General features: G+C 71.3%; 11 protein-coding genes. 6 read left to right on the top strand and 5 right to left on the bottom strand.

Going from position 1 to position 12,807, the window contains the following annotated elements; all coding sequences use genetic code 11:
* Positions 1–81 precede the first annotated feature (81 nt).
* Both HV824_RS14420 and HV824_RS14415 read right to left on the bottom strand, forming a co-directional pair.
* Positions 82–1,011, bottom strand: a complete 930-nt coding sequence (locus HV824_RS14420; RefSeq protein WP_176419532.1) for an AraC family transcriptional regulator — start codon at positions 1,009–1,011, stop codon at positions 82–84.
* Entirely contained in the window at positions 992–2,044 is a 1,053-nt protein-coding gene (locus tag HV824_RS14415) for an NAD(P)/FAD-dependent oxidoreductase (protein ID WP_176419533.1), read from the bottom strand. Before HV824_RS14415 ends, HV824_RS14420 begins: the two co-directional genes overlap by 20 nt.
* Positions 2,045–2,246: 202 nt before the next feature.
* Between HV824_RS14415 and HV824_RS14410 the strand changes: the two genes are divergently transcribed.
* Positions 2,247–3,119: a hypothetical protein gene (locus tag HV824_RS14410; RefSeq protein WP_176423521.1), complete on the top strand. Its 873-nt coding sequence runs from the start codon at positions 2,247–2,249 to the stop codon at positions 3,117–3,119.
* 34 nt (positions 3,120–3,153) lie between these two features.
* Here HV824_RS14410 and HV824_RS14405 read toward each other — a convergent pair whose 3' ends face one another.
* Positions 3,154–3,426 carry a hypothetical protein gene (locus HV824_RS14405; RefSeq protein ID WP_176423520.1) on the bottom strand — a complete coding sequence of 91 codons (273 nt, stop codon included), beginning with the start codon at positions 3,424–3,426 and terminating at the stop codon, positions 3,154–3,156.
* Between the two features lie 89 nt (positions 3,427–3,515).
* Positions 3,516–5,996, bottom strand: a complete 2,481-nt coding sequence (locus HV824_RS14400) for an RND family transporter (protein WP_176423519.1) — start codon at positions 5,994–5,996, stop codon at positions 3,516–3,518.
* Positions 5,997–6,397: 401 nt separating this feature from the next.
* Here HV824_RS14400 and HV824_RS14395 point away from each other — a divergent pair, with 401 nt between their 5' ends.
* The 4 genes from HV824_RS14395 (at position 6,398) to HV824_RS14380 (ending at position 10,942) form a co-directional block, all read left to right on the top strand.
* Positions 6,398–8,929: an RND family transporter gene (locus HV824_RS14395; protein WP_255208033.1), complete on the top strand. Its 2,532-nt coding sequence runs from the start codon at positions 6,398–6,400 to the stop codon at positions 8,927–8,929.
* A 28-nt stretch (positions 8,930–8,957) separates the two neighbouring features.
* Entirely contained in the window at positions 8,958–9,443 is a 486-nt protein-coding gene (locus HV824_RS14390) for an Erp protein (protein WP_176423518.1), read from the top strand.
* 129 nt (positions 9,444–9,572) lie between these two features.
* Positions 9,573–10,274 (top strand): MOSC domain-containing protein, encoded by a 702-nt coding sequence (locus tag HV824_RS14385; protein ID WP_368738059.1) that lies wholly within the window; start codon positions 9,573–9,575, stop codon positions 10,272–10,274.
* A 155-nt stretch (positions 10,275–10,429) separates the two neighbouring features.
* Positions 10,430–10,942: a hypothetical protein gene (locus tag HV824_RS14380; protein WP_217917387.1), complete on the top strand. Its 513-nt coding sequence runs from the start codon at positions 10,430–10,432 to the stop codon at positions 10,940–10,942.
* 83 nt (positions 10,943–11,025) lie between these two features.
* Here HV824_RS14380 and HV824_RS14375 read toward each other — a convergent pair whose 3' ends face one another.
* Positions 11,026–11,244, bottom strand: a complete 219-nt coding sequence (locus HV824_RS14375; protein WP_255208029.1) for a hypothetical protein — start codon at positions 11,242–11,244, stop codon at positions 11,026–11,028.
* A gap of 258 nt (positions 11,245–11,502) precedes the next feature.
* Here HV824_RS14375 and HV824_RS14370 point away from each other — a divergent pair, with 258 nt between their 5' ends.
* Positions 11,503–12,774, top strand: a complete 1,272-nt coding sequence (locus HV824_RS14370) for a hypothetical protein (RefSeq protein ID WP_176423515.1) — start codon at positions 11,503–11,505, stop codon at positions 12,772–12,774.
* The last annotated feature ends 33 nt before the right edge of the window (positions 12,775–12,807 follow it).

Here is a 12,807-nt window from a genome sequence, read left to right as displayed (position 1 = left end):
TCGGCTCCGGGCCCAGGGAGAACCCTTACTTCACCCCCGCACGTCCCGGCATCCCCCTCCGTGACTTTCGGCGGGGACAGCTCATGGGGCCCCTGCCGTCGCCTTGCGCCGCCACGCGGCCGGCGTCACCCCGTGGACGCGGCGGAACTGGCGGATGAAGTGCGTCACGTCCGCGTAGCCCACGCGCTCCGCGATGATGTCCACGCGTTCATCCGTGCCACGCAGGCGGCGGCGTGCCTCCGCCATCCGGCACTCCAGAATCCACTCGCCCACCGTGCGGCCCGTCTCCTGCCGCACCACGCCCGCGACGTGCGCGGAGGAGCGCCCCAGCGCCTTCGCCACCTGCGCGAGCGACAGCGGCTCCAGGCAGTGCGTCTCGATGTACGTGAGCGCCTTGCGGCTCAAGCCCAGGGAGGGCGGCTCGCTTGCGCCCGTCTGGGCCGTCATGCGCTCCAGCTCGATGAGGACCAGCCGCAGCAGGGAGCGCGCGGCCTCCTCGTGCCCGGGCTCGTCGCGCGCCACCTCCTCCGACAGCAGCCGCATCCACCGCGTCAGCCGCCGGCGCTGCGGCACCGAGGGCCGCAGCACGGGGTGACAGCCCTGGCGCACCCGCAGCAACGGCCCCAGGCGACTCGCGCCCCCACCGTCCTCGCCCAGGGCGTCCGGATGGAAGGCCACGCCCCACCCTTCCGCGTTCGAGGCGCCGGCCCCGTGCGCGTCCCCGGGCGGAATCAGGTGGACGTCTCCCGCCCTGACCACCAGGTCCCCCGCGTGCCGCATCTTCGACTCGCCTCGCGTCACCAACATCACGACAGCGTAGGCGTGCACGGAGGTGGCGCGCCCGGCCCGGTGATGGCCATGAAGGCGCCCCGCCCATATCGGCAGCCGCCCCTGTTCGAAGTCCAGGCGCGACGACGACGAATCGGGCCCACAGGACGGCGCTTGTGGCTCGGACGGCATCGCCCCTTCGTAGCGAGCGAAGCGCCCGGGCTCAACCCTGAGCAGGTCCATGCGCGGCGCCCGCCCGTTCCAGGTTCAGCGCATGATTCACCATGCCCGCCGCCATCATCCCCGCGGACGCGGCCGCGATGGCCGCCTGCATCCGGGTGCCGAGGTCCCCCGCCGCGTAGATGCCCGGCACCGACGTCTCGCCCGGTCCCTTCAGCTTCACGAAGCCGTCCTCGTCCAGCTCCAGCCCCAGCCGCAGCACGAGCGGCGACTGCCGCTGGGCGGGACGGTCGAAGAGAAACTCCCGAGGCACCCGGGCGCCGTCCTCCAGCTCCACCGCCTCCAGCTTCTCCCCAGCCGAGATGAGGCCACGAATGCGCCGCGTCTCCAGCCGGACCCCCGCCTTCTCCAGCAGCGCGCGCTTGTCGGCGGGCACCTCGAAGCCGTCCAGCGCGAACACCACCAGGTCGCGGGTCCACCCCGTCAACATCACCGCGAAGTCGAGCGTCATCTCGTTCGCGGCCAGCACACCCCAGGCCCGGTCCTGAATCTCCCAGCCATGGCAGTACGGGCACTGGAAGATGGCCTTGCCCCACAGGTCGCCGTAGCCGGGCAGCTCGCGCATCACGTCCACCATCCCCGTGGCCAGCAGCACCCGGCGCGCCTCCACCACGTCGCCCCCTTCGAGCGCCACGCGGAACACCGCCCCGGCGCGCTCGACGTCCAGCACCCGCGCCTCGCGCAGCGCCACGTCGTAGGGGCGCAGCTGCTCCCAGGCGACACGCCGGAACTCCCGGGGCGGGATGCCATCCCGCGTGAGGTAGGTGTGCACCTCCTCGGCCATCGCGTTCCGGGGCGTCCCCGCGTCGCATACCAGGACCTTCTTGCGGCCACGCCCCAGCGCCAGCGCCGCGCTCAAGCCACCCGGGCCACCACCTACCACCACCACGTCCACCACGTCCTTGCGCTCCATGTCGTCCGTCCTCGTCGCGTCCATCGCGTGTCTGCAGCCCAGGGGCAGCGCGGCACCGGCCAATCCCAGCCCGGCCAGCGCCAGGGCCTCACGGCGCGTCGTCCATGCCGCCCGCTTCGTCATGGAGAAGTGCTAACCGGCGGCTCCCGGACTCGGGAGGGCGCGGCTTCACGCCGAATCGGCGGATTCGCGCGTTCGCGGCGGCACACCCTCGAAGGGCGCCACGGTGGGCGGCCCGAGGCCAGGGTGTGGCTGGCCGGCCGCGGTCCGAGCCGCCAGGCCCTGGTACACGCATTGCTATCCCAGCCAGCATCAGGAGGATGTCATGCGCTACGCCATGGTGCTGGGAGTCACGTTGGCCTCGTTCGGGGCCGCCGCCGAGGAGCGGTGGACCGCGCCGTATCAGCTTGAAGCGGTCTCCGGCCGCACCACCCGCGTCATCCTGGGCGAGCAGGCGCCGGAGGACGTGGCCTCACGGCTCCAGGTCATGACGCTCGTCGGCACGCGGGGCCTGGCGGTGGCGCGCTTCCAGCGGACGGAGTCCGTGTGCACGGGAGAAGAGGACGCGGGCCTGCCGCCGGTCTGCCACACCGTGGGCGTCTACACACAGGCGGAAGGGACGCCGGACGTCGGCGAGCACCTCGTGGCCCTGGCGGGCACCGTCACCGGCACGGTGAGCCTGCCCGCCCCCAGGACGGCACCGGAGCGCCCTGTCCCCGGGCAGTGGACCTCTGACACCTTCGAGCGCCCCGTGGACGAAGGCGCCGACCCCTTCACGCCCGAGGGCATTCCCGCCCCTGGCTACCGGTGGAAGACGTCGCTGGAGGGGCACGTGACGCTGGAGGCCCGCCGCGATGGCCGGAGCGACGACACACGCGTCCCGCTGGACACCTGCACCCAGGAGCGGCAGGGGCCCTTCACCCGGCTGGAGTGCTTCCCGGGGCCGACGCCCTTCGCGCCCGCTGACTCCCCCGCCGCCTCATTGCTCTACGTGGACCGGCGGCCCCTCGTCGTCAGCTTCGCGGACTACGGCGAGGCCAGCACGGACCTCGTCGCCTCGCTGCAAGTCGGCGGCGACACGCAGTACCTGGTCCGCGTGGGGCTCAAGGGGCAGGCCGTCACCGGGCTGCTCTTCCGCGAGGGGAACGCGTGGCGCCTCCTCCTGCGCCCCGCTGACTATCCCGTGCTCGGCTGCTGACACGGCCTGCGCGCGGGCGGCCCACCGTGACGACCTACTGACGCCGCTCCGGCGTCATCGCCTCCGGCCGCCGGTAGTCGGTGGGCTCGAGCACGTTCTGGCTCCTGCACTGGCACGTCTGGCAGCCGCGCTCGCGGTCCATGGTGCAGTTCGTCCCGCCCAGACAGGTGAGCTCGCGTGACTCCGGGCAGCGGGTATCACCCGCCTTCTCCTCGCGCTCGCCCGAGTGACGACACCCCGCCAGGGTCGCGGCCCCGAGGAGTCCCAGCAGCAGCCACCGCCGACCCGCGCTCCGCATCCGGCTCATCACGCCACCTTGATGAAGGGTTGAGGGCCTGCTCGGCCCGGCCCCCTGTCATATCGAGCGCGGGCGCGCGGGGCCAACGGCGTCTGCCTTCACGCCTCCGGCGCGGGCTGCTCGGTCTGCTCTTCCGGAGACGTGCTGTGCTTGCGGCGCCAGCGCTCCACCATCAGCAGCAGCGACGGGAAGCCCAGCAGCACGATGACCAGGTTGATGCCGAAGCCCAGGTTGGCCAGGTCCCCGATGGAGTTGAGGCCCGGGTGCTTCGCCAGGATGAGCGCGACGAAGCCGATGGCGCTCGTCAGCAGGCCGCCCGTAATCGCCCGGCCCGTCTCCGCGTACACGGAGACGAAGTCCGCGCCGCGCTCGCCCAGCCGCTGCACCAGGTGCACGCCCGCGTCCACCGTGGTGCCCACCAGCACCGGCAGCACCATGATGTTGAGGTAGTTGAACTGCAGCCCCAGCAGCGACATCAGCCCCACCAGGCCGACGACGGACAGCAGCGTGGGCAACATGCAGATGAGCGCGGTGCGCAGCTTGCCCAGCGTCAGCCACATGGCCACCAGCACGCTCAGCACCGCCGCCGCCAGGATGCGCGGCCCCTCGCGCGACACCATGTCCAGGATGTCCGCCAGGATGAGCGCCTCGCCCGCCGCCGACACCTGGCTGCCGTCCGGCATCTGCAGGCCACGCACTTCCTTGGCGAACTTCCGCGTGCCCTCGCCGTCCGACAGGCTGACGCCACCGGCGTACACCAGCACCACGCCGCCCGTGCTGCCATCCAGGCTCTCGAACTGGTGCCGCACGCTGGCGGGCAGGGCCTCCTGGGTGAAGGGCTTCGCCTTCGCCATGTTCAGCGCGCGCGTCAGCGTGTTGCGCGTGTCCTCGGGCAGCCGCTCCGGGTCCAGCTTCTCCAGCTTCGTGGAGATGGCCCGCAGGATGGCCTGCTTCTCGTCCTGCCGCTTGGGGACCAGGTCATCCAGCGCGCCCACGAAGTCGATGGTGGAGTCCTTGCCTCGCGCCACCTTGCGCGCCTCCAGCTGGCGCACCACCTCGCGCTCCATCTCCTGCGAGTCGGTGAGCACCACCACCGGCGTCTGCGAGTAGCCCAGGATGTCGTTCACCTTCTGGTCCAGCACCGCCGACGCCTGCTTGTAGTCCTCCAGCGTGCGCGAGTCATAGTTGAACGAGATGCGGTGCGCCTGGGACACCAGCGCCAGCACGCCCACGCCCACCACGAGGCCCACGCCCCGGTAGGAGCGCGGCAGCCAGCGAGCCAGCAGGCTCAGCGGCCCGGCCGACTCCGCTTGCTGCACCCGCGGCGCCCAGCCCAGGCGCGTGGCCAGCCCCAGCATCGCGGGCAGCAGCAGCACGTAGGAGAAGATGCTCACCAGCATGCCCACCGCGGCGATGATGCCGAACTCGCGGAACGCCCTGAACTCCGACATGGCCAGGCTGAGGAAGGTGAGCGCCGCCACCAGCGCCGCGATGAGCGCGGAGAAGCCGGTGTGCCGGAAGGACTCATCCACTGCTTCCTCGGAGTCCATCCCCTCCGAGCGCAGCGTCGTGTAGCGCCCCAGCAGGTGGATGCCGTGCTCCACGCCCAGGCCGCCCAGCACCGCCGCCAGGAAGCCCGTCAGGAGGTTCACCTGCCCGTAGGCCAGCCCCACGAAGCCGTATGTCCAGCCCAGGCCCGCCATCACCGGCGCCATGGTGAGGCCCACCGACAGCGCGCTGCGGAAGTGGAAGGCCAGGTACGCCAGCAGCAACACCATGGCCAGCGTGGACGCGCTCGCCAGGTCCCCGACGATGACGCGCTGCTGATCAATCTTCTTCTTGAAGGTGCCGGTGACGGCCGTCTTGAAGCCGGGCCCGTACTTCGACAGGTCCTGCGTCGCCAGGAAGTCCTCCACCTGGCTCACGACCTTCTTCGAATAGTTCAGGTCCGCGGCGCTGCCCCGGGGCTTCGCCATCAGCACCACCATGCGCTCGGTGGGGTTGATGTAATAGAGGTCGCCCTGGCCGGAGAGGCGCTGGTTGGCGCGGCCGGTGTACTTCTGCTCGATGTCGGCGAAGTCCACCGACGGCGGGTCCTCCTCCAAAAGCGAGACGAAGAGCGGGTTGGCCTGCTGCTTCTCCCAGAGGATGCGCGCGTCGATGCGCTCCTGGATGGTCTCCAGGTCCTCGACGTCCACGTAGTAGAGCGAGTGCTCGTCGAAGAAGGCCCGGGGCCGCTGGTGGGAGACGTAGCGAATCTCCGACAGCGCCCCGAGCTTCGGCGCCAGGTCGTCCGCGAAGCGCTTGAGCACCTCCGGGTCCGCGCCCATCCCCACCACCACCACGTTGCCCTGGCCACCGAAGCGCTTGCGCAGCTTCTCGATGTCCTGGACGCTGGGGAAGTTCTTCGGCAGCAGCCCCACGAAGTCCGCGTTGAGCGTCAGCGTCCTGGCGAAGTACGCGCCGAGCACGGTGAGCACCAGGGCCAGGAGCAGCGCCTGGAAGGGCTTCCGGTGGTTCCGCACCGCCAGGCGGCCCATGGCGCCCTCGAACCGCTCCGACCAACGCTTCTCACTCATGCTTTCGACACCTGCATCTGTTGACTGGCCGAATCGCCGGACACCTTGGGCACGCGCTAACGGGAGAGTCAACGCGTTTATGCCGTGAGGCGGAAAGTAAGGCTACGAATCACCTGCCTCGTGTAACGCGCGCTTCGAGCGGATGCTCGCCTGCTTGTGCCCCCCCCGACACGCCGCCGCCCAGGCGAATGCGGCGGGTTGAATGGGCGCCATGCGCGCTGTTGGCTGTCCCTCCCTGGTGGGCAGACAAGCAGACGTAGACGCCTGCATCGCACCCCCGCCATGGTCACGTTCCCCGGCGACACGGGCTCGCGCGTGCGAGCACACGAGGGAGGGGAAGTCGCTCCGCCCTCCGCGCGACCGGGAGGGCCGGGGCCGCGGGTGGTGGCCGCGGGCCGATGATGGGAGCGCATCCGAACGACACGACGCCTCCGGGCGAGCCGCGGTGGATGGGGCGCGTGGAGCGCGCGCTGGGCGCGATGGCCGCGCACAACCACCGGCGCCCGGTGGTGGCGCTGCTGCTGGCGCTGGTGCTGGCCGCCACAGGTGGCTTCTTCGCGCGCGGCCTGCACCTCAACGCCAACCTGGTGGACCTGCTGCCGTCCTCCTTCGAGAGCGTGCAAGACTTGCGGGAGCTGGAGCGCCGCTTCGGCGCGCTCGGCTGGGTGGTGGTGGTGGGCGAAGGCGCGGACCCCGAGGTGCTCAAGCGCTTCGCGGATGACCTGGCCCCCAAGCTGGAGGCCCTGCCCGGCATCCGCTTCGTCGAGTCGCGGCGCCCTGGCGCCTTCTTCCGCGACAAGGCCCTGTACTTCCTGTCGGAGGAGGACCTGCGGGAGGTGCACCGCCGCCTGGAGGCGCGCCTCCAATGGGAACAGCAGCAGGCCAACCCGCTCTACGTGCCGCTGGTGGAGGAGGAGCCGCCGTCCCTGGACTTCTCCGACCTGGAGGCGAAGTACGCGGGAGGCGCCGGGCAGCGGCTGTCCAGCAGCCAGGGTGACTACTACCTGGATGAGGGCCAGCGCCGCATCGTGCTCCTGGCCAAGCCGGACACCACGTCCGCGGACCTGGGCTTCTCGCGCAGGGTGACGGATGAGGTGCGCGGGCTGCTCGCCGCGCAGGACCTGTCCAAGTACGGGGCCGGCTTCAAGGTGGGCATCACCGGCACCTTCCAGAAGAAGCTGGACCAGCAGCAGCAGATTGCGCGCGACATCGGCGTGGCCTCGGCGGTGGCCACCACGCTGATGCTGCTCTACCTCCTCTTCCACTTCCGCAGCGCGCTGGCGGTGGGGCTGGTGCTGACGCCCGTGGGCGCGGGCCTGGCGTGGACGTACGGCCTGGTGGCGCTCGTCTTCGGCGAGGTCAACCTCCTGACGGGCTTCTTGGGCGCCATCCTCGGAGGCCTGGGCCTGGAGCACGGCATCCACCTGCTGGGGCGCTACCTGCACCTGCGCGGCGAAGGCCAAACGTCCGAGGCCTCCACGCGCGCGTCCTTCACGCACACCGGCGGCGCGGCGCTCGTCTCCGCGTTGGTGGCGGCGCTCACCTTCTTCGTGCTGGGCACCTCGCGCTTCCGCGCGTTCCGTGAGTTCGGCGTCATCGCGGGCGTGGGCATGGTGGTGCTCATCGCCGCTTATGTGTTGGTGCTGCCCGCGCTGCTGGGCCTGGCCTCGCGCTGGGGGTGGACGCCCCGGCGCGCCTCCGTCACCACCGCGCGCGCGCCCATGGGACAACTGCTGCTGCGCCGCCGGCACGTCATCACCGCCGTGTCCGCCGTGCTGCTGCTGGGGCTGCTGAGCCAGACGGGGCGCGTGCGCTTCGACTTCGACTTCGGCTCGCTGGAGGACCAGGACCTGCCGTCCTTCACGCTGGACCGCGAGGTCAACCGGCTCATCGGCTATTCGCAGAGCCCGGTGGTGGTGCTCACCCAATCACCCGAGGAGGAACAGGCGATGGTGGAGCGGCTCCACGCGCGGCAACGCGAGCGGGGCCAGGACTCCACCATCGACTTCGTGGCCTCGCTGTCCTCGCTGGTGCCCACCGAGCAGCCGCGCAAGCAGCGCGTCCTCCAGGACCTCTCGCGGCTGCTGGAGCGCGTCCCGGAGGACCGGCTGGAGGCCCGGCAACGGGCGCAGGTGGCGTCGCTGCGCAGGCAGGCCGCCTCACCGCCCTTCACCCGTGACGACCTGCCGCCGAGCGTCCAGCAACAGTTCCTGGGCCGGCAGGGCACGCCGGGGAGCTTCGTCATGGTCTACCCGTCCGTGGACCAGTCGGACGGGATGGCGGTCCGCGCGCTGGCGCGGGAGGTCCGCGGTGTGGGGACACCGGATGGCTCGCGCGTCTCCGCGGCCGGCGAGTCCATGGTGATGGCGGACATCCTCGACATGGTGACGCACGAGGCGCCGCGCATCCTCGGAGGCACCACGCTGGCGGTGCTGCTGGCCATGTGGCTGACGCTGGGCGGTCTGCGCATCGCCCTGCTGTGCATGGCCCCCACCGTGGTGTCCTTGGTGGCGCTGCTGGGGCTGATGCCGCTGCTGGGGCTGGAGTTCAACTACCTCAACATCCTCGTCATCCCGATTCTCATCGGAACGACGGTGGACGCGGGGGTGCACCTGCTGACGCGATTGTCGTCACCGGGCCATGACTTCGTGTCGGTGTATTCGGAGACGGGGAAGGCCATCTGCGGCGGCTTGCTGACCAGCGCGATGGGCTTCGGCGCGCTCTTCCTCGCTGACCACCCGGGCCTCAACTCCATTGGCGCACTTGCCAATCTGGGCTTCGCCACCAACCTCCTCATCATGCTGGTGGCCTTCCCGGCCCTGCTGCTGGTGCTGTCGGAGCGCAGGCTGAAGCGCCATCCCGCCCGAAAGGAAGCACAGAAACCGGAGCCGCCGCGTCACTCGGGGCGCGGCGAGCCCACGCGCGCAAGCTGAAACACACACCCACGAAGGAGGGAGCACCATGGCGAAGCAGATGAAGCGGGGTTGGATGTGGGCCGGAGCACTGGCGGGCAGCCTGGCGTTGGCAACCGCGTGTAGCGCGACGGAGGCGCCGGTGCAGGTGGCGCAGGTGGACCCGTCCACCGGACAGACGGTGACGCCGGGCACGGGCCCCGGCACGACGCCGCAGACGGGCTCGACGAACACCAACCCCAACACCCTGCCCCCGGCGACGAACCCCAACACCCTGCCCCCGGGCACGTCCACGACGACGCCGGGCACGGGCGGCTCCGGCACCACGCCCTACGACACGGGCGCGGAGGGCGCCACGTCCACCGTCCCCGGCACCACGCCCTCCAGCGCGGACGCGGGCACGGGCGGCTCCGGGGTGCTGCCCACGCCGGGCATCGGCACCACGCCCGGGCTCGACGCCCCGACAGGCACCGGGACGTCCAACACCGTCCCCGCGCCCTCCGGCGTCCTGAACGACGCGGGCACCGGCTTCTAGCCCCGCGGCGTCACCCTGAAGCAAGCGCCCCATCCCGGCGCCGCGGGCCTCGCGGTGTCGCTGATGGGGCGTCGCCGTGCTGGACAGGTGCGTCCGCCCCTGCTTTGTCCCACGGGCATGGAGACCCTCGTGACGCGCCTGTTGTCGCTGCGAGTGGGCATGCCCCGGGAGCTGGGCGTGGCCGGTGCCACCTCGCCGCTGGAGCGGCCCTGGACCAGCGCCATCTTCAAGGAGCCGGTGACAGGCCCGGTGTGGCTGTCACGCACGGGGCTCGCCGGAGATGGCCAGGCGGACCGCAAGGTCCATGGCGGTCCGGAGAAGGCGGTCCTCGCCTACCCCGTCACGCACTATGACTTCTGGCGCGAACGCCTGGCGCGAGCCGACGTCGGCCCCGGTGCCTTCGGGGAGAACTGGGTGTTCTCCCAGGGCACGGAGGCGGACGTCTGCATCGGAGACGTGCTGCGCGTGGGCGGCGCACGCGTGCAGGTGTCCCAGCCTCGCCAGCCCTGCTGGAAGCCCGCGCGGCGCTGGGGACAGCGCGACCTGTCGCTGCTGCTCCAGCAGACCGGCCGCACCGGCTGGTACTACCGCGTGCTGGAGGAGGGGCCCGTCCAGGAAGGCGACGCGGTGGCGTTGCTCGAGCGGCCCTTCCCCACCTTCACCGTCGCCTTCGCCCACCACGCCATGCACGGCCACGCGCCGGAGGACGCCGCGCTGCTGGCGGAGTGTCCCCTGCTGACGCCGAACTGGCGCGACTCGCTCCGCAGGCGCGCGCAGGGCAACCGCGGAGACGACCGCCCGCGGCTGGTGGGCCCCAACAGCGCCGACTGAAGGACACTGCGCGCGTGGCAAGCCGTCCCCGCGTTTCATTCCCGCCGCCGCCTGGAGAGCAGGCGGCCATGGGAGGGGCCTCTAGCAGACCGCTCATCGGCTGCTCACGTTCCCGGCCAGCAGCAGCCAGACACAAACCGACCGGAGAACGAACCATGACGAAGCGCCTCAAGACGAAGGCCGTCCTTGCCTCTCTCGCCGCCGGTGCCCTCGCTTTTGGCACCGCCTGTAAGTCCGACTCGGGCGCGACCCGAGAAACGACGGACACCTCGGACACCAGCGGCATGGGCACGATGAGTGACCCGAACACCGGCACCAGTACGGACACCACGACACCACCTGGCACGGGCGGCACGGGCATGGATGACCCGGCCCTGTCGCCGGAGTCGGAGACCATGGACCCGAACAACATGGACCCCAACGCGGACCCGACGCTGAACCCGGGCACCGGTACGGAAGTGGACCCGAACCTGGACCCGGACATGAGCAGCGAGCCGGGCACTGGCGGCGCGGGTGACGTCGAGCCGCTCGACACCTCGGACCCCGCGGACCTGGACGTCGATGACGACTCCACGCTGGAGCCGGGCGCCGGCGGCAGCGGCATGACGGATCCAGACACCCGGATGACGCCGCCCACGCCGCTCCCGGAGACGGGCTCCACGCGCTAGGCCGGCCCGCACTTCACGGCAACAAGACGATGCCCGCGGCGACCGTGCCGCGGGCATCGCCATTTGTGTCATCAGCGACGGACTCAGCTCACGCTGAAGCCCGGATTCGGCTGCGGTGACTTCACCGGCTCGATGATGCGTTGACTGCCACCCGTCCCCGGCGTGCCGGCGGGACCACCCTCCGGCTGCAGCGTGGGCGGACTGCCGCGCGGCGAGCGCTGCGCGTCCTCGGTGTCTGCATCCCGGTCAGGCGCGGTGGGTACGGCTTCAGGTGGAATATGCAACACGTCCTTCTTGCTCATGGCGGCCTCCTTTCCTCCAAGCTGGGGGCACCCTCCCCAAAGGGCACCTGGCAGCGGGCCCCCTGCCTGAACGGATGCTGATGACTTCGGATGGGGTGCCCGCACACGGCCCGCCGTATGGATGCACCCACGCCTGCCGTGCGTGACCACGTTGAGGACGAGCGGGCAGCCACTGCCCGTCGGTGGCACCTGCGAGGAGAGCCACGCTGAAATAGTGAACAGAACCTGAACCACGGTTCAGAAGCGGGGTGGGATGAGATGAGCGTGAAGTTGGCATTGGCCGGGAGGCGACGGGGAAGCGAACACCTGTTCTCCCCTCCCGAGGGCCCCATCCCCTGGCTCCAGCGGATGTCGTCGTGGTTCCACGAGCGCCTCGGCGAGCTGCTCGAAAACGCCGTCCTGGGCACCGGCCCCCTGGGCGCCCCCACGCTCCGGCTGCGGCTGCACCCGGCGGCGGGCGAAGTCTTGCTGGTGGCCACCTCGGGCGCCCACGTCTCCGTGTCCGCGGAGACCTCCGCCGTGGGCCCCGGCTACCACCGCTTCCTCTGTGACACGCTGAGGGCCATGGGTGACGCGCTCGGCATCGCCTGGGCGGAGGGACGCGCGTCCTCGAAGGGAGGGGACCCCACCGGCTACTTCCACACCGGCGACGCCGGGCCCGTGGACGTGCACATGCTGGCGTCGCTCCAGGAGGCCGTGGGGCGGGTGCTGCGCATGCGAAGCCACGGCGAGTCCGGCTTCGCCCTGTCCATGCGCTTCGGCCACACCTTCGAATATCCCGGCGCGCTGCTGACGCCGCTGGGGCCACGCGACGCGCGCTGGCTGGTGGACGTGTACGAGGACCCGCGCCGCGGCATCGACGTGTTCCCCTGGTGGACGCCGGGCATCAACGCGCGAATGCGACTCAACCGCGCGCGGTGCCGCCTGTGGACGGACGTGGTCTGGCGCCCACCGCTCCTGGACGACGAGCGCCACCTGCTGCGCGACGTGGCCCGCCTGCTGGAGCAGGCATGGCGCGAGGACCCATCCCTGCCCTACCCTTGGCGGGAGTGGCAGGAGGTGCTCGGCTTCCTGGGCGTGGGCGGCACCCTGGCCGAGGAGGTCCACCGGCGCGCCTCGCAGGCCCCCGGCGGCCCGCCCCTGGGCTACCGGCGGGGCGAGGTCCAGGTGGCGCTGCCAGCGGGCTGGGAGATTCGCATTCCAGGGTCGCTCGCGGAGGCGCACCTGCAGGATGGAACGTGGGTGGCGCGGGACCACCGACGCAGCGTGCGCTTCGTCCCCTTGGAGGACGGCGGCGCCGACGGCCTCATGCCCTCCTTCATGGAGCGCCGGGCCATGGACCTGGAGCACCACGGCGCGCGGGTCAGCGGACGGGCCTCGCTCCGCGTGGAGCCGGGCGAGTGCCGGCTGACCGCCTTGTGCAGCTCGGGCAAGCGCCGCGCCCTGTGCGTGGTGAGCTTCGACGACCCGGACGAGCGGGACTGGGCGCTGGGAACCTGGCGCTCACTGGACCACGCCGCCGCCGCGTGACGCTTGCCAGCCCAAGGGGGCCATCCCACATTG

Source organism: Myxococcus sp. AM009 (assembly GCF_013372605.1).
Lineage (GTDB): Bacteria > Myxococcota > Myxococcia > Myxococcales > Myxococcaceae > Myxococcus > Myxococcus vastator.
Note: the sequence above shows the minus strand (reverse complement) of the source record. Positions and strands in the feature narration are given on the sequence as shown.

Bases quoted from the DNA above. Each gene is read 5' to 3' on its own strand.
- HV824_RS14405 (WP_176423520.1), bottom strand. From the start codon at position 3,426: ATGAGCCGGATGCGGAGCGCGGGTCGGCGGTGGCTGCTGCTGGGACTC.
- HV824_RS14415 (WP_176419533.1), bottom strand. From the start codon at position 2,044: ATGACGAAGCGGGCGGCATGGACGACGCGCCGTGAGGCCCTGGCGCTG.
- HV824_RS14380 (WP_217917387.1), top strand. From the start codon at position 10,430: ATGACGAAGCGCCTCAAGACGAAGGCCGTCCTTGCCTCTCTCGCCGCC.
- HV824_RS14390 (WP_176423518.1), top strand. From the start codon at position 8,958: ATGGCGAAGCAGATGAAGCGGGGTTGGATGTGGGCCGGAGCACTGGCG.
- HV824_RS14400 (WP_176423519.1), bottom strand. From the start codon at position 5,996: ATGAGTGAGAAGCGTTGGTCGGAGCGGTTCGAGGGCGCCATGGGCCGC.
- HV824_RS14410 (WP_176423521.1), top strand. From the start codon at position 2,247: ATGCGCTACGCCATGGTGCTGGGAGTCACGTTGGCCTCGTTCGGGGCC.
- HV824_RS14370 (WP_176423515.1), top strand. From the start codon at position 11,503: ATGAGCGTGAAGTTGGCATTGGCCGGGAGGCGACGGGGAAGCGAACAC.
- HV824_RS14395 (WP_255208033.1), top strand. From the start codon at position 6,398: ATGGGAGCGCATCCGAACGACACGACGCCTCCGGGCGAGCCGCGGTGG.
- HV824_RS14420 (WP_176419532.1), bottom strand. From the start codon at position 1,011: ATGGACCTGCTCAGGGTTGAGCCCGGGCGCTTCGCTCGCTACGAAGGG.
- HV824_RS14375 (WP_255208029.1), bottom strand. From the start codon at position 11,244: ATGAGCAAGAAGGACGTGTTGCATATTCCACCTGAAGCCGTACCCACC.